The organism is Tropicimonas marinistellae (genome assembly GCF_001509585.1).
GTDB lineage: Bacteria > Pseudomonadota > Alphaproteobacteria > Rhodobacterales > Rhodobacteraceae > Tropicimonas > Tropicimonas marinistellae.
The window spans coordinates 249,864-270,318 of sequence record NZ_LNCI01000007.1; the positions used below are offsets into that span (position 1 = coordinate 249,864).

Sequence of the window (20,455 nt, forward strand, 5' to 3'; positions counted from 1 at the left end):
CGTGTCAATCTTCCTGATGACTGCTTGAAACGGTGCAATCGACTTGAGACGAAAAAAGCCAGCGACAGGGGTTACTGGCTTTCGTTTTCAAACTCTTGGCCCAGAGGAAGCATCAGGCTCTCTTGGCGAATCTCCGTCCCGCCAATAGATCCTCGATGATGCGAGCCGTATCGATCGATTGCGATAGAGGCATGGCGGGACTCTCCGTCAGGCCGGCATCCAGACAGCGTTGGACCTCGACAACTTCGTGCGCATAGCCGTTCCCGTCCGGCTCCAGGTCAAGAATCTCGCTGGTGCCCTCGGCCACGATCTCGATCCGGGTGGGGCGATAGAGCGGCGGCGATATCCGGATATGCCCCTTGCTGCCGAACACTTCGGACACCACCGGCATGTCACCGGCAAAGCCACAGGAAAGCTGCCCAAGCGTGCCGGAAGCGAAGCGGACATTGAGCAACGAGAGTATGTCCACGCCTGTTTCGCCGCGACACATCTCGGCCTCTGCCCTGACAATATCGCCCATGAGGTACTGGGCCACCGCCAACGGATAAACCCCAAGATCCAGCATAGCACCGCCGCCAAGCGCGGGATTGAACAGGTTGGGCCAATTCAGAGGGTCCCTCCAGACGACTGCGTTGGCCCGGATCAGGAACGGCTCCCCGATGCGGCCCTCGGCAATGACCGCCTTCGCCTGCTTCAGAGCAGGGAGGAAGCGGGTCCACATGGCCTCCATCAGGAACAGCCCCTTTCCACGGGCCGTCTCGACGCAAAGCTGCGTATCGGCCGACGAACTGGTCATCGGCTTCTCACAGAGAACGTGCTTTCCCGCTTCGAGGCAGGCCAGGACATTCTCAGGATGCAAGGCGTTCGGGGTGGCGACATAGACAACGTCCACATCGGAATCGGCCTGGAGCGCTTCATAGCTCCCGTAGGCACGTTGGACTCCCCATTTCTGCGCAAAGTCCTCGGCCTTCGTCAGGTCGCGCGATGCAACGGCAAGGCGTTCGGCGCCGGGCACCTGCGCAAGCGCCTCCGCCATCGAACCGGCGATATTGCCGGTTGCCAGTATCCCCCACCGCCAGTTCATTCGAGCATCTTCAACGGTTTGACCGCTGCCGCGAGACTTGCCACGTGGGCGGGGTTTGCGGGTTTCAGCTTCCGCTCAGGGCGTCCTTCCAGGATGGCACGAACATCATCCACGATCATGTCGCCGATCGGCTGCCGCCCACCCGGTACCGCCGCCGCACGATGCGGCGAAAGGATCACGTTGCGAAGATCGCGGATCGGATCGTCGAGAAGGATCGGTTCATCGGGAAAGACGTCGGTGGCAAACCGGATCTGCCCTGTCTTCGCAGCGGCAACCATCGCCGGAAAGTCCACGCAATGGGCGCGGCTGATGAGTACAACGAGCGTCCCGGCCCGGATTTTTCCAACCAGTTCGGCCGAGATCATCGCCTCGTTCTCCGCCGTCGGCGACGCCGCAATGACCACGACGCGGTTTTGTGTCATGACCTCTTCGAGTGCAACCAGCGGTACGCCGGCTTCGTTTTCGGAAAGCCAAGGGTCATACGCTTGGACGACAGGCGCGAACGAGGCAAGCAACCTGTGCGTTTCCCGCGCGATTGCACCGTAGCCGACGAACCCGACCTTCTGGCCGTAGAGCGTGAAATCCGTGAGTGGGTTATCAGCGAGCCAGTTTTCCGACCGCCGGCGGAAATTTTCATGTTCGGACACCAGCCCGCGTGCGCCGGCGACAATCATACCGAGCGCCATTTCGGCGACCGAGTACATGAAGCCGGGCATGCAGGAGAGGACCTCGATCCCACGGTCGAAGCAGGCGGTGTAGTCGAGGCCGGCCTGAAATGCGCCGGACACCTCGATTGTGGCTTTCAGGTTCGGGGCGGTGGTGATCAGCTCGGACGTCAGCTCGGGCTTGCTCGCCACAAGAAAGGTCGCACCCGGCAAGGCCTTCTCCAGCTTCCTGCGATCCATCCGCCAGTTCTGTCCACCAACGATCTCGCACATCTGGCCGAGTTCGTCATAGGAAGTAGGGCTGAACAGCTCTTCGACCTGTCGAAAATGCTGGTCGAGTATGAGACGAGGTTTCGGCATGATACTCCTCCAATCCGAGCAGAAGCGACCTGTCAGTACGCTGTTCGGGCCAGCATCGGCCGCTGCTCGACGATCGCCGACTCGGCCATGACACCGATGACATGTTATCGATGTCATCCCCCGATTCACTAAATAAGTCAATCCGCCGCTGAGATTCGGGCCGGTCAGGGCGAAGCGAAGAGTAGAGCTGACCGTCGCCGGGGGAAGAAATTGATGCGCTTTGCTCCTCCGTCGGAATGGCGAAGAAACCGCCATGCTTTTTGCCGGGAGGCCGGTTTGGGAACAGCGCTTGTTCGAGTTTCACCATCATGTTCGGTTCAACTGCTGGCGAAATCACGGCTGCCGCGACACAACGTTCCGACACCGCACCGCCTCTCACATCTGCCGCACGGATTTGCGAAATCCAGCAGGTGTGATCCCCACGTGGTTGAGAAAAACACGGTGGAATGCCGGAACATCGCCATAGCCGACCGCCGCCGAAATCTTGGCAACACTGTCATTGGAATCCGCCAAGAGGGATTTGGCCTGCTCAATGCGTTGTTTCTGCATGTAGGTCGTCAGGCTGAGACCCGTGGCATCCGTGAACCGTCGTTGCAGGCTTCGCGGGGACAAACCCACCAGAGCGGCCAGATCTGGAACTGGCAGCCGGGTCTGAATGCCTTTCTCCAGGATCTGTTGCGCGCGCAAAACCATGGCGTCGCCGTGGTTTGTGATCGGATTGAAGCGTTGGAAGCGTCTCTGGTCCCGTCGCCCGGGATCGACAACGAAGTGGCGGGCGGTTGCAAGCATGGCGTCGTGCCCGGACAGTCGTTCGATCACGATGAGTGCGAGGTCGATCCAGGCCATCAAGCCGCCGGCCGTCACGAGATCGGTGTATTCGATCACCAACCTGTCTGTATCGACATTCAGGTCCGGCCATTGCTTGCGGATCTCGGATCCAATTCCCCAGTGAGTCGTCACCGCCCGGCCAGCGTCGAGTTGCGCCGCAGCAATCCACGTAACGCCGACGCAGGCGGAACAAACAAGAACACCGTCTCTGGCGCAGCTTCGAAGCCACTCGGGTATCCATGGCGCGGTTCCCGGATCCGGCTGGTGCGCAGCGGGCGGAAGGATGATCGCTCCCGCTGAATCAGCCTTCTCTGCTTCCTGCGCAACCAGGGTCGGTGATAAACCGGCAAAGCTCAGCATGTCGGAGAGGCCCAAAACGGACGATTGCATCGCGCCGGGATAGGCCAGGATGACGGGTGAGGATCGTTTGGGCACGATATTGGCGTATTCTGCAAATTTATTGTCTTCTGCGACAATAGCTGCGGCGCTGGACCTTTGCCATATCCACTCCTGAAGTCACGAGGAGAACGACATGCCCGCACCTATCCGGCACCTAGAATTCGGCGCGTTCGAGTTGACCATCCTGAACGACGGTCACTTCGACCTGCCCACCGGCTACTTCACCAACATTCCGCAGGACGTTGCGGACGCCCTCGCTGATACGATCACAATCGGCGCCAATCTCTGGTTCATTCGGAGCGGAGACAGGAGAATCCTCGTCGATACCGGATCCGCAGACGCCCTGAAGCAGATGTTCCCGGACACGGGCCTGGCATGGGGCGACATTAAGAAAGAAAACCCCACCGATATTGTTCTGACCCACATGCACGCCGACCATTTGGGCGGGCTGGCCGATGCACGGGCGTTTCCCGGTTGCAGAATCCACGTCGCTCGGACCGAGTGGGAATTCTGGACACAGGACGGTCTCGCAGACGCCGTGCCGGAAGACATCCGCGCCATGGTCCAGATGATTCAACAGGTCGCAAGCGGCTTCGCAGACCGCGTCGTGCTCCACGACGGCGAAAGTGAGATCGCACCCGACGTTGTCCTGCTGGATCTGCCGGGCCACACACCGGGACATTCGGGTCTGCGCCTGCAGTCCGGGGAAGAGACCCTTCTGATAATCGGAGACGCCATCGTATCGGAGGACCTGCAATTCGCTCAGCCAGAGGTGTCCTATGCGTTGGACAGCAACAAGGACCAGGCCGTGACTACCCGGCGCGCCCTGCTGCAAGATTGCGTGGAAAAAAACTGCACCATTGCGGCGACCCATTTTGCTTTTCCCGGTGTCGGAAAGGTTGTTGCCGAGGGCGCGGAGTTTCGTTTCGTCCCCATGTGACATCGCTCCAGTGGTCGAACCGACCTGTCGACATCCACAGCCGCAGGCGGCGTCCGAACCGGAGTTCAGCCGACGAATGACCGCGTAGCTCGCGCGCGCGACCGTATCGATGCCAATTGGATCTCGGGCGGAGCCAACTGCGGTTGAGCGGTGGTAAGCTCGTGTGCGCCTTGCGATAGACCGTGTGCCGACATCCGGGGCGCGGACTCGGATTCCATGCTCAACATTGCCCTTATGCCTGACCTGATGCAAACTTGCCTGCGGATGAGGGATGTCTGTTTCACCGCTGGATCTGTTGGCAAACGGAACAGAGCGCCGCCATGCTTTGGGAGGAGTATGTCATGACATCCGAGACCACAGGGTCCACACCGCCGGACAACCCGACGCCGCCACAGTCGACCATGCCCGAGGTCAACGAGGTGACGGCGGAGGATATCAGGGAGTCGCTGAAGGCCGGTTTTTCGGACTTTCTGGCCCGCCCTGTCATGAGCGGCTTCTTCGGCCTGTTCTATGCGGTATTCGGAATCCTGCTCGTCTGGTGCCTCGTCTGGCTCGGCAAGATCTGGATGATCATTCCCGCCGTGATCGCCTTTCCACTGGTCGCCCCCTTCGCCGCCGCCGGGCTCTACGAAATGTCCCGCCGGTTGCAGACGGGGGAAAGCTTCGGTTGGCCGGACATTCTCACCGTCATGGCCAATCAACGCAAGCGCGAGATGGGCTGGATGGCCTTTGTCACGCTGTTCATCCTGTGGGTATGGTTTTACCAGTTCCGGACCGTGCTGGTAATCACCCTGCAGCACTCGTCCTTCTCTGATCTCGATGGCTTCGTGAACACCGTTTTCTTCACACCGCAGGGCTGGACCTTCCTATTGATCGGCACCTGCGTCGGCGCCTTCCTGTCGGCGGTCCTGTTCTCGGCAACCGTCGTCGCCATGCCGATGCTGCTCGACCGGGAGATGGATTTCATCTCCGCCATGATCACCTCCATCCGCGTGGTGAAGGAGAACCCGGTGGTCATGCTCACCTGGGCGGCAATCATCACGGTCACCATGCTGTTGTCGCTGGTTCCGGCATTTCTCGGCCTGATCTTCACCCTGCCGATCCTTGGCCACACCACGTGGCATCTCTATCAGCGGGCCGTAGCACCGGCGGAGGGGTGATTCATCCCGCCATCTCCATTTCTAAGTCGGTGCATTTTTCATTCGTAGCGACCGACGGTCCGTCGGCGGACGGCCTATGTTCTCCTGCGTTCGAACTCGCGCCAAGCCTGCTCGAAGGCGGCGAAGTCGAACCCCTCGCGAGCTGCTGCATCCAGAACAATCCGCTCATTGGCCTGAGTCGTCCTGATCGCGGAGCCAAGCACATGGGCAACATCGTCGGGGATAACCACGGCACCATGCCGATCGGCATGGACCAGATTGCCGGGAAGAACCCTCAACCCGAAGACGTCGACCGGGCAGTCGATGTCGGTGATATGGACAAAGGCATGGCTCGGACCGACGGACCCGGCCACGACAGGGAAACCGTCGGGCAGATCTCCCAGGTCGCGCATGACTCCATTGGTGAGGGCGCCGGACAGGCCGAACCCCTTGTGCACCGTTGTGTTGAGTTCCCCCCAATAGGCGCCGACACAATCGGGGTAATCGATATCCTCGATGACACAGACAGCCGGTAGAACCGCGTCCGCCATGTAGCTGTAATAGGCCATCCGACGCGCCCGAATGGTCTCGGGGGGCTCGGAAGGGGGCGCCTTTGCGGAAATCTTCGCGGTTCGCGCATATCCGACGATCGGAGCGCCTTCAGCGGACGAGCACAGCATCGTCCCACGGGTAAACGCGTCGAAGCCGCGCATTCCCTGGGCGACCTCGATCGCGTTGCAGACAGTCGGTGTGTCGACGGAACGCAGCAGTTCCAGCAGGGTCTTGTCCATCAGGCCTCCAGCCACGCGGCAATCGCCGCGTTCGTTTCATCCGGTTTCTCGAGTGTTGTCAGATGCCCTGCGCCGGGCACGACCACGAGGTGGCTTCCGGCGATCAGGTTCCGCATCAGTTCATGACGCTCCACGGGGCAGAGCCTGTCCTCCCCGCCGCACAGGATAAGCGCCTGGCCAGCGTAGCCACGCAGGGTTTCGCGCTGGTCGGGTCGGTCTCGCAGAGCCAAAGATTGGTTTACGAAGACCTCGGGTCCAAGTCCGAGTGCCATTTCCATGCACAGCTCAAGAATGCGATCCCGATCAGGCCCCTGCGCCAGGTAGTTCGGCTTCATCTCGTCGCGCATGACGCTTCGCAGGTGGCCGTGGCGGACGCGTGCGATCTGTTCCAGCCGGCGCTCTCGGAATGCGTCCTGCTCCGCCAGCGGGTTGGTGTCGAGAAGGGCGAGACGATCCACGCGGTTCGGCGCCTGCCGGACGATCTCCATCGCGAGGATACCCCCCATCGAGAGACCCGCCAATGCAAAGCGTGGTGGGGCGTGTTTCAACACGCCACGCGCCAGTTGCGCCATACTGGCCGCGTTCCCGATCGGAAAGCTCACCAGCGGAACGCGTCCGGAGAATGCCGCAAACTGCGGCCCGAAGAGCCGCGCATCGCACATCATGCCGGGAAGAAGGACGAGCGGCGTCATGCCTGTGCCGATGCGAGGGCCGCCCCCTCCGCGAGCGCGGCAAGCTTGGCATAGGCGACGTCCGGATCGACGGCTCCGAAGCCTGCGAAGGTGCCGAAGCCGCAATCGGAGCCGGCGATCACACGTTCTGCACCGACGATGTCAATGAACCTTGCGAGCCGCTGCGCCACGAGGTCCGGATGCTCAACGAAGTTGGTGGTCGTATCGACAACGCCCGGGACCAGCACCTTATCCTCCGGGATTTCGGACTTCCGGTCACGGAACACCGTCCATTCATGCCCATGGCGCGGGTTTGACGTTTCGAAGAGCACATACCGCGCCTTTGCCGACATCAGTGTCGAAAAAACCTTGTCCATCGGAATATCACAGCAATGCGGGCCCTCGTAGTTGCCCCAGCAGATGTGGATGCGGACCTTCTCCTCGGGTACATCGGCGAGTGCATGGTTGAGCGCCTCGACATGTGCCGCCGCGACCTTGAGGAATTCCTCGTCGCTCAGATCCGTGAAGAGCATATGACGCGACAGGGCAAGGTCGGGGCAGTCCAGTTGCAGGTCGAGTCCTGCTGCAACAATGGTCTCGTATTCCGCCTTCATCGCGTCGGCAAGCGCGGCAAGATACGCCTCCCGGCTCGGATAGTGGTCGTTCTGCAGGAAGAGGGAAATCACCCCCGGCGAAGCCGCGTTCATGAAACCCCGCTCGGCCCCATGCTCGGCCATCGCCGCCTTCAGGTTGGCAATGTCCTTCTCCAGTTCGCCTTGGCCCTTGGAGCGCACCTCGCCGGTGCACATCGGGCGCGCATATTGCGGCGTACCGCCCTCTTCGGCGATACGTTTGAGGAAACCCGGGAACATCTTCAGGTCGGCCGGCGCATTTCGCGGGGAATCGCCCGAGAACCCGGTGTAGCGGTCCTTTACATAGGTCGCGTAGGAAATCTTGGATGTCTCGCCGTCGCTGACGATGTCAATTCCTGCCTCGCGTTGCCGGCGCACCGTCTCCGAAACGGCCATGCGCATGCAGGCGTCAAAGCCTTCGGAGTCATAGGGCTCCTCCCGCTCCCGGGCAAAAATGAAATCCACGACCGCCTGGCTGCGCGGCAGGCTGCCGACATGCGTGGTTGCAATACGGGTCATCACTCTCTCCTCCGTTGGGTCGCCCGGCCGCTGATGGGACGGAAGGTCCCGCGCGCTGGCGGGGCTCGATGCCCCGCCGGCGCGCCTCTCCTCCTTATCCGGCCCAGGTCGCCCCGGCGGGATCGTCTGTCGCGGTGACGCGATAGAGGCTGGCTTCGCCGGTCATCGACGGAGCCAGCGCATGCGTTTCGCCCGGATTGAGAAGCGCCGTGTCTCCCGGGGCCAGGACCGTCTCGCCACGCTCCCACCGCAGTTTCCAATGGCCCCGCACCGGCATCAGAACCGTGTGCTTGTCATGGCTGTGCATCTCGTCGGGAATAGAGCCCCGGGTCAGGAAATCGACCGCGAAACCGGGGCGGTCCTTGAGAAGTGCATCCATGCCGATCACTTTGGCCGGCTTCTTCGCGGCCAACGCCATAAGGTCCCAATAGCGGGCCACATAGTCCCGGATCACGCCCTCGACCGGCACTTCCGGATAGGCCTTCAACTCTTCCTCCGAAAGCAGCGGCATCGGCCTCACGCCCTCGGGAAGGCTCTCTCCCTTCTTGGTATCGTAAAGCCGACCCGTCTCCGCCAGAACCAGCCCGTGATCGGCGGCATCCTCGATCACCTGAGGCGCCCATGTCACCCCGCCGCCGGCATCGTCACCGCCGAGCACGGCCATGATCATCCCGTAATCGGTGCCGATATTCTCGAAGCCCCGGAAGATGCCGGTTGGAATGTTGAAGATATCCCCCTCCTCGGCGACAAACTCACCCGCCGTGCCGTAGCGGCCCCAGAAGAACCGCCAGCGCCCCTTGAGCACGAAGAACACCTCGGCGGTTGTGTGCGAATGCAGCGAGTTTCGGCATTTCGGCGGCTGGCCCGCTGCACCGATATTAAAGCCAGGCGTCTCGGTGATGTGGACATGCTGGTCGGCGCTCTCCGAAACGCCGCCGCCGATAATGGTGAAGTTTTCCTTTTGGTCCGAGCCAGGCGTATGAGCGTCGATGAAGGCCGTCTTGCAGGGTTTGAGTTCGCCGTAGCGGACGATGCGGTTTTCGATGGATGTCATTCTATTGGTCCAATGAAATCAGAATAGCCGGAAGGTGTAGCGCGTCGTCGGCGCCGCCCCGGTGGGCGCAGGTTCAATCGACGCGCGCGCAGGCTTGCGCGATGCGCGTGAAAGCGCCGTGCCGCTTCGCTCCCGTCGAGTGATGTCCTTCTCCCGCGCACCGCTCAGTACTCGCCGGTTTGCAGCAGGATCTGCTTCCAGATGGAGGTTTCATCGAAGAGCGTCCATTCTCGGCGCAACTTCGGCTCTGCCGTGCCGAGCAAACCGAATTCGGCATGGGAGATGCCGAGCACATAGACATCCGCCCCTGTCGGCGTGCCGAAGACGCCCCAGCCGTCGTGTTTGCCGTGAAGGCTCCAGCGGATCGCCGCGCGTGGCGGCATCATCGGGTCGTGCCGACCAATCTGGTGATGGATCGCGAAGGTCGCGTTGGGAAAGGAAGCCCGGAGCCCCATCCAGAAGCGATCCACCGCCGAGAAGGAATGGCCCGTCACGCCACCCGGATACTCGGCCTGTACGGCGCGGTCGTACTCGGCCTCGATCACGCGCATGTCCGCACCCATGATCCGGGTCAGGATGTCGGCATAACGAACGCCCCATTCGTTGTCGTTTCCGCGCCCCGCGTAGGGTCCGACGATGTCGGTCGACGGGGTCAGTGGCTTCACGCAGGCCTCCGGCCCGCCCTCGTTCTCTATCAGACCGGCGGCATACTTCTTCGGGGCCCATCCCATCTGGCGCACTATCGCGCCCTGGTCGCGGATCAGCCATTCATCATTGATGGCATTGTCGATCGCATGGCAGTCGGCAAGTATGCGGTAGGTGAGCTTGGTCCCCGTGGCCTTTCCGTAAACGCCATCGCCCAGATGTGTCGCCGTCGAGAGCAAACGGTGCGATGACAGCATGCCCACATCGGGTGTTCCGGACCAGATCACGTCCTCGCCCAGAAGGGTGCGGTCAGGGAACTCGGCCAGCGTCGCCATGGTTGCGCCGATAACGTTCTCGTTGCCCACCACCACCGAGGCCGGAGACCGCACAACGATCTCGGGCGCATAGTAATCGTGCAACGTGGCGATGCCGCGGTCTTCCCAGATCTCCTTGGTGATGCCGATGATATAGTCGGGGAAATCCCGGAACTTGGGGTCGAAGCCTTTCATGTCGTCCATCCTTCGGGCACACGGGCCGATGCGCGCACAATCAGGGGCGCCTCTATGGTCACATGCCGGGGTCTTGCGGTTTCAGGGGAGTCGATGCTTTCAAGCAGCGCCTTCACGGTTTCCTCGACCATGAGGTTGGCCCGTTGCCGAACGGTCGTGAGCCGATAGGCCAGCCAACCGGCGGTCGGGACATCGTCATAGCCGACGACCGAGACATCGCCGGGCACCGAAAGGCCAAGTTCGTAGCGCAGCACATCCATTACGATCAATGCCATGTGGTCGTTTGCCACGAAGACGGCGTCCGGGCGCTGCTCGGCCGGGCGGTCGAACATCTGGCGCGCTGCAGCGAATGTACGATCGGTGCTGAAATCGCCGACTTCACGGCTGTGGATCTCGCGCCCCGCCTCCGAGAGCGCTTCCCGGAAGCCCGCCTCGCGGTCACGCTGGGTCGAGGCCCCCTCCCAGCCGGCGATGTACCCTATGCGTTCGTGCCCGCCAGCGACGAGGAACTCGCCAATCAGCCGCGCGCCCGCGCGGTTGTCCGACGTTACGGCGCTGGTGCCTTCCAGGTCTTGATAGCGGTTGAACAGCACCACTGGCACGCCAGCCGCCTGGCAGCGCGAGGTGAGATCTGACGACAGCGCCACCGAGGCCATGATAATCCCGTCGACCTGGTAGTCGAGGATCTCCTCGACCACCGAATTGATGTTCCCAGCTTTCTGAGATGCCATGAAGACCAGAACGTGGTACCCCGCCGCCTGCAGTGCGTTGGACAACTTCTCCAGTGCCTCCGGGTAGAACTGGTTATCCAGATAGGCCACGACGAGCCCGATCATGCGCGAGCGACCGGAAACCATGGCACGGGCAAGGACGTTCGGCCGGTACCCAAGCTCGCTGGCGGCCTTCCGTACCTTTTCGACGGTCTTGGGAGAGGCCGAGGCGCCTGGCGTAAACACGCGACTAACCGCCGACTGGCTAACGCCAGCCCGCTCCGCAACCATTTGTGCCGTGACCCGTTCCGCCATCAGTCCGCCGTCCAGCCCCCGTCGATCATCAGCGCCGAGCCGGTCACCAGCGCCGAGGCGTCCGAGGCCAGGTAGACCACCCCACCCATCACGTCCTCGATCTCTCCCACGCGGCCGAGCTTGATCTTGTCCTCGATCCAGGCCCGGCGCTCCGGGATGGCCAGGGTCTGTGCGCCCAGCGGCGTGCGGATGAACGTTGGGCAGATCGTGTTGATCCGTATTCCCAACGGCCCCCATTCGATCGCCATTGCCTTCACCATGCCCTCCAGCCCGTGCTTGGAGGCTGCATAGACCGACCGGTCAATCCCGCCCACGTGACCCATTTGGCTTGAGATGTGAATAATCGACCCTTTTCTACCCGCTGCCCTCATTGCCCGCGCTGATTCCACTGAGAGGAAATGCGCGGCGCGCAGATTGATGCCCATGACCGCATCGTAATCCTCGGCTGTACTCTCAAGGGCTGCTGAGTGTCGGGCCAGACCGGCGGAATTGACGACAACGTCGAACGCAGCTCGCGCTTGGAACTCGACCGCGATCGCATCGGTGTTCGCAATATCGAGGGTGAGCGGTTCAACCGAGAACCCGGCGGCCGCCATCTCGGCCACGGCGTCGTTCAGGCGCGCCGCGCCGCGCGCTGCACAGACGACGTGCGCGCCAGCCTCGGCCAGCGCCACGGCACAGCCAAGTCCGATACCCGACGAGGCGCCGGTCACCAGCGCTGTCCGGCCATCGAGACGGAACGACGGTGTCCGCGGCAGCGCCATCAGGCTTCGCCCACCGGGAATGGAATGGAGCCCGGCACGCGCGCCTTGTTGAACTCGCGCAGGCGATGGAAAACGTCGACGCCAAGCTGGCGGTACGCGTCGAGGATATCGACCATCACCCAATTCTCTCGGATCTTGCCGTTCTCCAACCGCCAAAAGTCGAGACTCCGCATGGTGATCCGCTGCCCCGCCGGCGCAATGCCCATCCAACCGTCATGGGTGACGGTTTGGATCATGTTCGGCCAGCCGGTCACGGCGGCGTAGTCGCCATCGCCGAAAAAGTGATAGGTGATGTCGTCTACGTACTGTCCACGGTCCGGCATGCCATTCAGGAAAGGGATCTGGTGCCAGTTGCGGAACCCGGCGATGCCGCGCCCCGTGCCGATACCCGAGGGCCCGTACCAGTTCATCCGCTCGTGCCAGAACCGGTTCATCTCCATCACGTCCGGCCCGCCCTGCGAGGGATGCTTCTTGAGATGGTTCAGCATGTCGATGATATGCAGCTGGCTGGCGCGGGACTTCCCTTCGTCCCACGGGCCCGGAACGATCCCGTCGAGCGTTGCTGGCCCCGGCACGTGCCATTCCCGCCCGAGGCTCGGCGCCATCGGCCAGGCGTTTGCCTGCATCATCATCTCCGGAATGTCCCAGAGCGACTGGATCTCGACAACCATGCCGTCAACCACCCGGTAGAACTCGTGGAACCGCATGTGAACCTGATGGCCGGTCGGCGGGATATCGATCCACGGCGCGACAAAAACCCCGGTGTAGTAGCCACCGCAGCCCACCCAGTCGGCGCCGAACTCATCCGGCCCGGCCACAACGATGTAGTCGCGGCGCTCGAGGTCGGGCAGCGAGGCGAACAGAGGCGCATAGCAGGTGTCGTAAAGCGCCTCCGGACCTGTCACGTCGCCGAAAGGGTGGCACATGTGCACGAGGGCATCCGGAGCCAGAACCGTGTCAAGAGCAGCCCGGACTCCGGCCTCACCGAAGTCGTACATCGCCGCCCGGAGCGGGGCGAGTACGGCCTTGTTGGCGGTGTGGACGTCGCTCATTCCGCCGCCTCGCGGTACGGTGCGCCTTCGCCGTAGGGAACATTGATTCCGCCGTAGCGACGGACTCGGATGTTGCATTGCTCGGCATGGCCCACAAAGCCCTCCAACATGCACAGGCGTGAGCCGTATTCGCCGATCAGCGTCGCAGCCTCGTCGGTCGTTACCTTCTGGTAGCTGTGGGTTTTCAAGAACTTACCAACCCAAAGCCCACCGGTGTAACGGCCCGCCTTCTTGGTCGGCAGAGTGTGATTGGTGCCGATCACCTTGTCACCATTGGCAACGTTTGTGCGCGGGCCGAGGAAAAGCGCGCCGTAACTGGTCATGTTTTCAAGGAACCAATCGTCACGATCCGTCATGACCTGCACGTGCTCGGAGGCGATGTCATTGGCCACCTCCAGCATTTCCTCGTGGCTCTCACAGAGGATTACCTCTCCGTAGTCGTTCCAGCTCACCGACGCAGTGGTGGCAGTCGGCAGGATTTTCAGGATCCTGCTGATCTCCGACAGGGTTTCCTCGGCCAGCTTTCGGGAGGTCGTGACGAGCACCGCGGGAGAATTGTACCCGTGCTCGGCCTGACCGAGGAGATCGGTGGCGCAGAGCTCCGCGTCCACCGTTTCGTCCGCGATGACCATTGTCTCGGTCGGGCCGGCGAAGAGGTCGATCCCCACCCGGCCAAAAAGCTGTCGTTTGGCCTCAGCCACGAAGGCATTACCCGGGCCCACAAGCATGTGCACAGGTTCGATCGTCTCTGTACCGATCGCCATCGCGCCGATCGCCTGTATGCCGCCGAGCACGTAGATCTCGTGCGCGCCGCCCAGGTGCATTGCCGCGATCACGCCGGGGTTCGGTTTGCCCTGGAAGGGCGGCGTGCAGGCGACGATCCGGGGCACCCCGGCCACCGCCGCAGTGGCAACCGACATGTGGGCCGAGGCGACCATCGGGAACTTGCCAGCAGGCACATAGCAACCCACCGATTGAACGGGAATGTTCTTGTGCCCCAGTATGACACCCGGAAGAGTTTCCAACTCGACGTCGAGCATCGAGTCCCGCTGGGCCTGTGCGAAGTTCTTCACTTGCTCCTGGGCAAACCTGATGTCGGCGAGTTCCCGTTCGGACAGCTGGCCGATCAGCGCGTCAATCTCCGCCTGGGTGAGGCGGAAGGAAGCCGGACTGTAGCCATCGAACTTATTGCTGAGTTCGCGTACTGCCGCATCGCCACGCGTCTCGATGTCCTTCAGGGTTGCTTCGACCACGGCGCGGGTCTTCGCATCATCTTCTGCGCGCTCGGCTTCGGGCTTGCCACGCTTGAGATACTCGATCGTCATGTTACATCCTCGATTAATCGGGGCGGCCTGTTTGAGGCTCCCCGGATATTCACTACGACCGTGGCGGCGTGCGTTCGCCTCGGTCGTAGGCCTCCCAGCCTTCGCCGTTGAAGACGTCGACGCCGAGTTGGGCGAGCACATGCGGAAAATCCACCGTTACCCAGTTGTCCACGATCTTGCCGTCAACGACCTTCCAGAAGTCCATGTAGCGGATCTCGACTCGCTTACCGGTCGGCGCCACGCCCATGAATGTGCCGGAGTGCGTGGCCTCTTGCCGGCCGAAGGCGGCCGCCCATTCGCCCATGTAGAGGCGCGCTTCGTCGATGCACGACTTCTCGGAAAAGGCCGCTTGGAAGGGCCGTTGCCAGTTGTCCTGGAACTCCTTGAGCCCGCGCTTGGTGCCGCAGCCGGCATTGCCCAACCAGCGGAAATTCTCAGCGAAGAACTCGCCGATGTCGGCAATGCGGTGGTCGTTGAGCCCATCCACCATGGATTCGATCACCGCGCGGGTCTCCTCGGTCTTGCTCATGTCCGTATCGCGGCTCAAAACGGCCTGCTCGGGGCGGGAACCTTTCATGCGGCCTCCTTCGTGTCGGTCAATGCTGCCATCCGCGCGAACACGTCGACGCCGAGTTGTCGGTAGAGGTCGAGCATGTCGACCATTACCCAGCATTCGCGCACGCGACCGTTCTCGATACGCCAGAAATCGAGGCTGCGCCGAGTGATCCGGCGCCCGGTTGGGGCGAGGCCGAGAAAGCCGTCGCCCGAATGAAGTGCCGTTGCCGAAGGCCAGCCGGTGAATGCAACGAAATTCCGGTCGCCGAAAAAAACACTTTCGTCGAGATGGCGGGTGTTCTCTGACAGGCCCTCCCGGAATTGACGGAAGATGCGGTTCGCGATGGCGTCATGTCCGCGCGCGGTGCCGAGCCCGGTCGGCCCGTACCAGAGGGCATGATCGTGCCAGTATCCGGTGAGCCCGTGGCCCGGCGACACGGCGGTGCCCTGCTTCAGATCGTGCAGCATGTCCCAGACCCGTCGAACGGAAGCATCAGCCAGCGCTGCGTCGAAAGGCGCGGTGATCACGCCCATGCCATCCACAGGGCCCGGGCACATCCATTCCACGCCCAGTTGCGGCGCCATCGGCCAGGCACCGGCCTGAAGCATGACCTGGGGGATATCCCAGAGGCCTTCCATCTCGACCACGCGGCCACCCTCGATGCGAAGGTATTCCTGATACCGCATGAAAACCGCCGCGCCAGCGGCCGGAATCCCGAGCCAACTCTGCACCAGTGTCCCGACGAGATTGCCTCCCAGCCCGACCCAGTTTCCGCTCTTTCCTTCGCCCCAACGCGGCCCAGCCATGACAATGAAGTCCCGGCGTTCCATGTCGGGCATGGCCCGCAGAAGCGGCGCATAGACCCGTTCCCAGAGGTCTTCGGGCCCGGCCACGTCCTGAAACGGGTGGCCAAGCCGGATCTTCGCGTCGGGCGCGAAAAGCGCGAAGATTGCCTGCTGGAGCCGTACCGCGTCACAGGCCATGAATGCCGCCCGCAGCTGCGCAATCAAGGCCTTGTTGGCGTCATGGATCGACGACCGAGCGTCCGCCGCTGCGCGTTGCGACAATCCTTCGGGAGTCATCGCAGGGTTCACGGAACTGTCGCTCACCCCTTCACCGCTCCCGCGGTCAGGCCGCTGACGATCTGGCGCTGGAAGAAGATGATCAACACAATCAGCGGCACCGTGGCCGAGACAACCGCAGCAACAGCGAACATCACGTTGCCCTGCACCTGTGTGGAGCCCAGGAAACTGGCGATCTTGGGGATCATGGTCTCGTTCTCCTGGCTGAGCAGCATCCGAGTGACGGTGAAGTCGTTGTAGGCCAGCAGAAAGCTGAAAAGGCCGGTGGTGATCACACCGGGCCACATCACCGGAATGATGACATGGCGGAAGGCCTGGAACCGCGTGCAGCCATCGACCATGGCGCTTTCATCCAGATCCTTGGGGATGTTCAGAAAGAAGGAGTGCAGCATCCACAGCGTGAATGGCTGGTTGATCGCCACCAGGACGATGATCGTCGTCGGCAGAATCCCCCAAATGTTCCATTCGAAGAACGGCAGCAGGTAGCCCGAGACAAGTGTGATATGCGGCATTGCTCGGAAAACGAGCGCCGCCATCAGAAGCCAGAAGGCGTATTTGTAGCCTGATCGCGCCAGTGCGTAGCCACCGAGCGTGCCGAAGGTCAGCGAGATCGTGACCGTGAAAAAGACGACGATGGAAGTGTTCAAAACGGCCCGCCAGAATTCCTCCTGCACCCAGGCGCCGTAGTAGCCAGCAGTGGTGAAGGCGCTGCCGGTCTCGGCAATCGTGTTGGTGCCGATGAGCGCGTTCGTCCAGTCCGCCTTCGAGAAGAAGTCGCCCTGCACCTTGAACGATCCCCAGGCCGTCCAGAGGAAGGGAAAGGAGGCGATGATCACCCAAATGATCACGAATGCCACCGAAAGGATCGTAAGCGGGGTGATCCGGGATTGTGCCTTGGTCGCCATGATCTTCCCCTCAGACGGATTTGCGGTTGAAGTCGCGCCACGTGCGGATCAGCACCGGCGTCAGCAGGAATGCCACCCCAATGATCGTCAGCAGGGAAGTCGCACCAGCGGAGCCGTAGAGTGGGTTCCCGGCCGCAATGAGGTCGTTGTAGATGATCCAACTGAGAGAGCGCGCATGCGCCTCGGCCTGGAAGGAGATGATCGGCTCGAAGACCCTGAAATTGTCCATCAGCTGGATCAGCGTGATGAAAACAACCAGCGGCATGAGGTGCGGTACAACCACGTGGATCATGCGCTGCCACTTTGTGGCGCCGTCGATCATCGCCGCTTCCATCGTGTCATGCGGCACGGTCTGAAGCCCGGCGTAGAAGACGATGAAACTAAACGGGAGCGATGACCAAATGCCGTATACGATCAGCATCACCCAGTTGAGCGAGGTGGTGGCCTTGAGACTGAGGCTCGGATCGTTGAAGAGTCTTTGCAGCAAGGCGCCGATGACGCCATCCGCATCCACCATCCAGAACAGGATGAGCGCGCCGACTAGCGGCGTCACGATCATGGGCAGGAGCGAGATGAAGATCGTCGGTCCCTTGAACAGCCGAGGCAGGTTGTTCACCCCGACCGCGATGGCAAGGCCCAGGACAATCACGAATGGTGTCACCACGAAAGTGTAGGTCAGTGTGAATGCGAGCGCCCAGTAGAACGGCAGGTTGAGCAGTTCGTTGAAGAAGTCACCGAGACTCTCGGTCGTCCGCCAAGCCTCGCCGATTTCGGAGAACGCCAGATGCGCGCGGTTGGTATAGGTGCCAAGCCCGTTGAAACGCCCCAACGGCTGCTCGGATCGGAGCGCTGCAGTGGCCTCGGTGTCTATCGTAGTCGTCTCATCGCAGCCAAAGGGGCCACAGCTTTCGGTGACGACAAGCACTTGCTCGTGCTCGATATAGAGCGACTGAACGGCAACCGAGACGATAGGCAGTGCGATGAAAAGCACCATCGCGGATAGCGTCGGCAGGATAAACCAGAAGAAGGTACGGTGTTTCATCGCTCAGGGTCTCGGATCTGGGATCGAGGTGCCGGGGGCCTGCGATGCAAGCCCCCGGGAGGGCTTTACTGAAGGAATCCGGCTTCCTTTGCCGAGGTGACGTAGGCCGCTTCAATGTCCGCCAACGTCTGTTCTGCCGTTTCGTCTCCCTTGAGGAAGTCGGCCAGTTCGGCGCTCGCCGCGTTGTGCATCAGATTGATGTAGGGGATCATCGGGTAAATCTTCGCCCCTCCTTGAGCCGTCGCTGCGACGCCTTCCGCTGCGGGACCAGGCTTGAAACCCTCGATCAGCCAGATCGCGTCATCGTTGTGTTCTGCAACCATGTCAGCGGTGAGCGCCCCTGCCAAAGCTGCAAAGGTCGCCTCGGCCTCCTCATCCGAAATGTTCTGAGCGATGGTGATACCGTCCCACCACAAGGTCGCCGCTGGGATGGAACCGCCGGCCACTGTCGGCGCGGAGGCGAGTACCGTCGACCCGGTCACCTCCGGGCTGGAGCCCTGATCGTCGAGAATGTCGCCGCCACGCGAGCCCCACATGATCCCAAGCGCGGCCTGACCGGCTTCCCAGAGGCCCTGGGTTTCGTTCGACGCATGGCTCAGGTAATCGGGGTGGGCATACTCGGTCAGAGACTTGATCGAGTTGAGTGCTGCAACACCGGTTTCGTTGTTGACGTTCGGGTCGGCGGTGCCGGGTTTGAATAGCTCGCCACCATGCGCGAAATAGAACAGGTTGAACAGCTCGCCCATGTTCCACCCGCTCGCATTCATCACGATCGGGTGCTCCATGATTCCAGCGGCGCGGATTTTCTCGGCGGCCGCTACAACCTCCTCGACGGTCGCCGGAATGCCGTCGACACCGGCTTGTTCGAGGATATCGGAGCGCGCGTAGAGGTGCTGCGAATTGGCCATGAACGCGACGGCCATCACCTTGCCATCGACCGTGATGAGTTGGTTGGGCTTCAGGCTTGCGCCGTATTTCTCGATCAGATCGTCAAGCGGGCGCACAAGCCCGTCATTCATCTGTTGTGTGAGCGTCGAGTTCGCAACGATGACAGACGTGTATTGTGCGGGGTTCGGCGTCTGGGCTTGATTCATCATGTCGCGCGTGTCGTCGCGCAGTGTGATGGTGAACTCGTTCGCCGCGCCGCCACAGTTCGCCTCGGCGGTCGCCGTGACCGCCTGGATCGCCGGAAAGTCGCTGCCAAGGACGCGGATCGACTGGCCTTCCGGGCCACATTCCGCGGCAAAGGCGGCTGAACCCATCAACCCGACAAGCGCGCCCGCGATGGTGGCATTCTTCAGAAGCATATCATTCTCCCTGTTTCTTTCTGATCGAGGATGCGCCTTGCAATCGCGCATCCAGGTTGTTCCTCCGGCCGGCCTTGCGCCGGAGGTATCTCGCGATCTCACGCCTCAATTCTCTGTCCGGTTTCGCCGTCGAACAGATGGCAGATCTCTTTCGGAACGGAGAGCGACACCTGATCATCGATCTCGGCCCGGAAATCCTTGGGCCCGCGCACAGCGACCAGTTCGCGACCGATCCGGACCGTTACCATCGTGGCATCGCCCAGAAGTTCCAGCGTGTAGATCGGCGCCGTGATTTCGTGGTGATCGGCATCGCCAAGCCCGGCGTCTTCTGCTCGAAAACCCAAGATCACTTTGCCGTCGGGCGCGTTGAATCCCGCGATCTCCACATGTTCGGCGTGGAATGTGCCGCCCTTGAGTTCGCCATCCATCAGGTTCATCGCCGGATTGCCGATGAAGCTGGCAACAAAAGTGTTGGCGGGGGTGTCATAGATGTCGGTCGGCGTGCCGACCTGCTGCACCACGCCCTTTTTCATGACCACCACGCGGTCGGCCAGCGTCATCGCTTCGATCTGGTCATGGGTCACGTAGACGGTGGTGACCTGCAACTCGTGGCTCAGGTTCTTGATCTGGGCGCGCGTCGACACTCGCAACTTGGCATCGAGGTTGGAGAGCGGTTCGTCCATAAGGAACACATTCGGCTCCCGCACGATGGCACGAGCAAGTGCCACACGTTGACGTTGACCGCCGGAGAGTTCGGCAGGCTTGCGATGCAGGAAGTCATCCAGCTCGACCATCGCCGAGGCGCGCCGCACCTTCTCGTCGTGACTTTTGGGATCAATTCCGCGCACCTTCAGAGGAAAGCGGATATTGTCGTAGACGTTCATGTTCGGGTAGAGCGCGTAACTCTGGAACACCATGGCCACGTCACGGTCCTTGGGTTCGAGCTCGTTGACCCGTTTACCATCGACCAGAATGTCGCCCTCGGTCGGATCCTCCAGCCCGGCAATCATTCGCATTGTTGTGGTCTTGCCGCAGCCCGATGGGCCTAGCAGAACCAGGAACTCCCGGTCCGGAATTGTCAGGTCGAAGTTGTCGACGCCGACAAAGCTGCCCCAGCGTTTTGATATGTTTCGAAGCTGGATCTCGGCCATGCGGCAATCT

General features: G+C 61.7%; 20 protein-coding genes. 2 read left to right on the top strand and 18 right to left on the bottom strand.

Features of this window, described 5'->3' with window-relative positions:
- Positions 1 to 112: 112 nt before the first annotated feature.
- The 3 genes from ARC39_RS16395 to ARC39_RS16405 all read right to left on the bottom strand — a co-directional run bounded on the left by ARC39_RS16395 (position 113) and on the right by ARC39_RS16405 (position 3,372).
- Positions 113 to 1,084, bottom strand: coding sequence for a Gfo/Idh/MocA family protein (locus ARC39_RS16395; RefSeq protein WP_068115914.1), 972 nt, complete (start codon positions 1,082 to 1,084; stop codon positions 113 to 115).
- Complete coding sequence (locus ARC39_RS16400) at positions 1,081 to 2,109, bottom strand: NAD(P)-dependent oxidoreductase (protein ID WP_068115915.1); 1,029 nt, start codon at positions 2,107 to 2,109, stop codon at positions 1,081 to 1,083. The genes ARC39_RS16395 and ARC39_RS16400 overlap by 4 nt, the downstream gene beginning before the upstream one ends.
- A gap of 375 nt (positions 2,110 to 2,484) precedes the next feature.
- Complete coding sequence (locus ARC39_RS16405; protein WP_068115916.1) at positions 2,485 to 3,372, bottom strand: GlxA family transcriptional regulator; 888 nt, start codon at positions 3,370 to 3,372, stop codon at positions 2,485 to 2,487.
- A gap of 97 nt (positions 3,373 to 3,469) precedes the next feature.
- Between ARC39_RS16405 and ARC39_RS16410 the strand changes: the two genes are divergently transcribed.
- The gene (locus tag ARC39_RS16410) at positions 3,470 to 4,276 is read left to right on the top strand and encodes an MBL fold metallo-hydrolase (RefSeq protein WP_068115917.1); all 807 of its coding nucleotides are present in this window, start codon (positions 3,470 to 3,472) and stop codon (positions 4,274 to 4,276) included.
- Positions 4,277 to 4,617: 341 nt separating this feature from the next.
- Positions 4,618 to 5,436, top strand: coding sequence for a DUF2189 domain-containing protein (locus ARC39_RS16415; protein ID WP_068116056.1), 819 nt, complete (start codon positions 4,618 to 4,620; stop codon positions 5,434 to 5,436).
- 74 nt (positions 5,437 to 5,510) lie between these two features.
- Here ARC39_RS16415 and ARC39_RS16420 read toward each other — a convergent pair whose 3' ends face one another.
- The 15 genes from ARC39_RS16420 to ARC39_RS16490 all read right to left on the bottom strand — a co-directional run bounded on the left by ARC39_RS16420 (position 5,511) and on the right by ARC39_RS16490 (position 20,445).
- Positions 5,511 to 6,206, bottom strand: coding sequence for an RraA family protein (locus ARC39_RS16420; protein WP_068115918.1), 696 nt, complete (start codon positions 6,204 to 6,206; stop codon positions 5,511 to 5,513).
- Complete coding sequence (locus ARC39_RS16425) at positions 6,206 to 6,898, bottom strand: alpha/beta fold hydrolase (RefSeq protein WP_068115919.1); 693 nt, start codon at positions 6,896 to 6,898, stop codon at positions 6,206 to 6,208. The genes ARC39_RS16420 and ARC39_RS16425 overlap by 1 nt, the downstream gene beginning before the upstream one ends.
- Positions 6,895 to 8,028: a cobalamin-independent methionine synthase II family protein gene (locus ARC39_RS16430; protein WP_068115920.1), complete on the bottom strand. Its 1,134-nt coding sequence runs from the start codon at positions 8,026 to 8,028 to the stop codon at positions 6,895 to 6,897. Before ARC39_RS16430 ends, ARC39_RS16425 begins: the two co-directional genes overlap by 4 nt.
- 94 nt (positions 8,029 to 8,122) lie before the next feature.
- Positions 8,123 to 9,082: a cupin domain-containing protein gene (locus tag ARC39_RS16435; protein ID WP_068115921.1), complete on the bottom strand. Its 960-nt coding sequence runs from the start codon at positions 9,080 to 9,082 to the stop codon at positions 8,123 to 8,125.
- A gap of 164 nt (positions 9,083 to 9,246) precedes the next feature.
- Entirely contained in the window at positions 9,247 to 10,236 is a 990-nt protein-coding gene (locus ARC39_RS16440; protein ID WP_068115922.1) for a nuclear transport factor 2 family protein, read from the bottom strand.
- Positions 10,233 to 11,261 carry a LacI family DNA-binding transcriptional regulator gene (locus ARC39_RS16445; protein ID WP_438273269.1) on the bottom strand — a complete coding sequence of 343 codons (1,029 nt, stop codon included), beginning with the start codon at positions 11,259 to 11,261 and terminating at the stop codon, positions 10,233 to 10,235. Before ARC39_RS16445 ends, ARC39_RS16440 begins: the two co-directional genes overlap by 4 nt.
- Complete coding sequence (locus ARC39_RS16450) at positions 11,261 to 12,025, bottom strand: SDR family NAD(P)-dependent oxidoreductase (RefSeq protein WP_068115923.1); 765 nt, start codon at positions 12,023 to 12,025, stop codon at positions 11,261 to 11,263. Before ARC39_RS16450 ends, ARC39_RS16445 begins: the two co-directional genes overlap by 1 nt.
- Positions 12,025 to 13,077: an ester cyclase gene (locus ARC39_RS16455; RefSeq protein ID WP_068115924.1), complete on the bottom strand. Its 1,053-nt coding sequence runs from the start codon at positions 13,075 to 13,077 to the stop codon at positions 12,025 to 12,027. Before ARC39_RS16455 ends, ARC39_RS16450 begins: the two co-directional genes overlap by 1 nt.
- Positions 13,074 to 14,402: a histidinol dehydrogenase gene (hisD, locus tag ARC39_RS16460; protein WP_068115925.1), complete on the bottom strand. Its 1,329-nt coding sequence runs from the start codon at positions 14,400 to 14,402 to the stop codon at positions 13,074 to 13,076. Before hisD ends, ARC39_RS16455 begins: the two co-directional genes overlap by 4 nt.
- Before the next feature lie 52 nt (positions 14,403 to 14,454).
- Entirely contained in the window at positions 14,455 to 14,979 is a 525-nt protein-coding gene (locus ARC39_RS16465) for an ester cyclase (RefSeq protein ID WP_068115926.1), read from the bottom strand.
- Entirely contained in the window at positions 14,976 to 16,067 is a 1,092-nt protein-coding gene (locus ARC39_RS16470) for an ester cyclase (protein WP_068115927.1), read from the bottom strand. The genes ARC39_RS16465 and ARC39_RS16470 overlap by 4 nt, the downstream gene beginning before the upstream one ends.
- Positions 16,064 to 16,945 (bottom strand): carbohydrate ABC transporter permease, encoded by an 882-nt coding sequence (locus tag ARC39_RS16475; RefSeq protein WP_068115928.1) that lies wholly within the window; start codon positions 16,943 to 16,945, stop codon positions 16,064 to 16,066. Before ARC39_RS16475 ends, ARC39_RS16470 begins: the two co-directional genes overlap by 4 nt.
- A 10-nt stretch (positions 16,946 to 16,955) precedes the next feature.
- Positions 16,956 to 17,987, bottom strand: coding sequence for a carbohydrate ABC transporter permease (locus ARC39_RS16480; RefSeq protein WP_068115929.1), 1,032 nt, complete (start codon positions 17,985 to 17,987; stop codon positions 16,956 to 16,958).
- Positions 17,988 to 18,052: 65 nt separating this feature from the next.
- The gene (locus tag ARC39_RS16485; RefSeq protein WP_068115930.1) at positions 18,053 to 19,294 is read right to left on the bottom strand and encodes an ABC transporter substrate-binding protein; all 1,242 of its coding nucleotides are present in this window, start codon (positions 19,292 to 19,294) and stop codon (positions 18,053 to 18,055) included.
- A 98-nt stretch (positions 19,295 to 19,392) separates the two neighbouring features.
- Positions 19,393 to 20,445, bottom strand: a complete 1,053-nt coding sequence (locus ARC39_RS16490) for an ABC transporter ATP-binding protein (protein WP_068115931.1) — start codon at positions 20,443 to 20,445, stop codon at positions 19,393 to 19,395.
- Between the last annotated feature and the right edge of the window lie 10 nt (positions 20,446 to 20,455).

Coding starts and splice junctions, on each gene's coding strand:
- ARC39_RS16395 (WP_068115914.1), bottom strand. CDS start 1,084: ATGAACTGGCGGTGGGGGATACTGGCAACCGGCAATATCGCCGGTTCG.
- ARC39_RS16400 (WP_068115915.1), bottom strand. CDS start 2,109: ATGCCGAAACCTCGTCTCATACTCGACCAGCATTTTCGACAGGTCGAA.
- ARC39_RS16410 (WP_068115917.1), top strand. CDS start 3,470: ATGCCCGCACCTATCCGGCACCTAGAATTCGGCGCGTTCGAGTTGACC.
- ARC39_RS16415 (WP_068116056.1), top strand. CDS start 4,618: ATGACATCCGAGACCACAGGGTCCACACCGCCGGACAACCCGACGCCG.
- ARC39_RS16420 (WP_068115918.1), bottom strand. CDS start 6,206: ATGGACAAGACCCTGCTGGAACTGCTGCGTTCCGTCGACACACCGACT.
- ARC39_RS16425 (WP_068115919.1), bottom strand. CDS start 6,898: ATGACGCCGCTCGTCCTTCTTCCCGGCATGATGTGCGATGCGCGGCTC.
- ARC39_RS16430 (WP_068115920.1), bottom strand. CDS start 8,028: ATGACCCGTATTGCAACCACGCATGTCGGCAGCCTGCCGCGCAGCCAG.
- ARC39_RS16435 (WP_068115921.1), bottom strand. CDS start 9,082: ATGACATCCATCGAAAACCGCATCGTCCGCTACGGCGAACTCAAACCC.
- ARC39_RS16440 (WP_068115922.1), bottom strand. CDS start 10,236: ATGAAAGGCTTCGACCCCAAGTTCCGGGATTTCCCCGACTATATCATC.
- ARC39_RS16445 (WP_438273269.1), bottom strand. CDS start 11,261: ATGGCGGAACGGGTCACGGCACAAATGGTTGCGGAGCGGGCTGGCGTT.
- ARC39_RS16450 (WP_068115923.1), bottom strand. CDS start 12,025: ATGGCGCTGCCGCGGACACCGTCGTTCCGTCTCGATGGCCGGACAGCG.
- ARC39_RS16455 (WP_068115924.1), bottom strand. CDS start 13,077: ATGAGCGACGTCCACACCGCCAACAAGGCCGTACTCGCCCCGCTCCGG.
- hisD (WP_068115925.1), bottom strand. CDS start 14,402: ATGACGATCGAGTATCTCAAGCGTGGCAAGCCCGAAGCCGAGCGCGCA.
- ARC39_RS16465 (WP_068115926.1), bottom strand. CDS start 14,979: ATGAAAGGTTCCCGCCCCGAGCAGGCCGTTTTGAGCCGCGATACGGAC.
- ARC39_RS16475 (WP_068115928.1), bottom strand. CDS start 16,945: ATGGCGACCAAGGCACAATCCCGGATCACCCCGCTTACGATCCTTTCG.
- ARC39_RS16480 (WP_068115929.1), bottom strand. CDS start 17,987: ATGAAACACCGTACCTTCTTCTGGTTTATCCTGCCGACGCTATCCGCG.
- ARC39_RS16485 (WP_068115930.1), bottom strand. CDS start 19,294: ATGCTTCTGAAGAATGCCACCATCGCGGGCGCGCTTGTCGGGTTGATG.
- ARC39_RS16490 (WP_068115931.1), bottom strand. CDS start 20,445: ATGGCCGAGATCCAGCTTCGAAACATATCAAAACGCTGGGGCAGCTTT.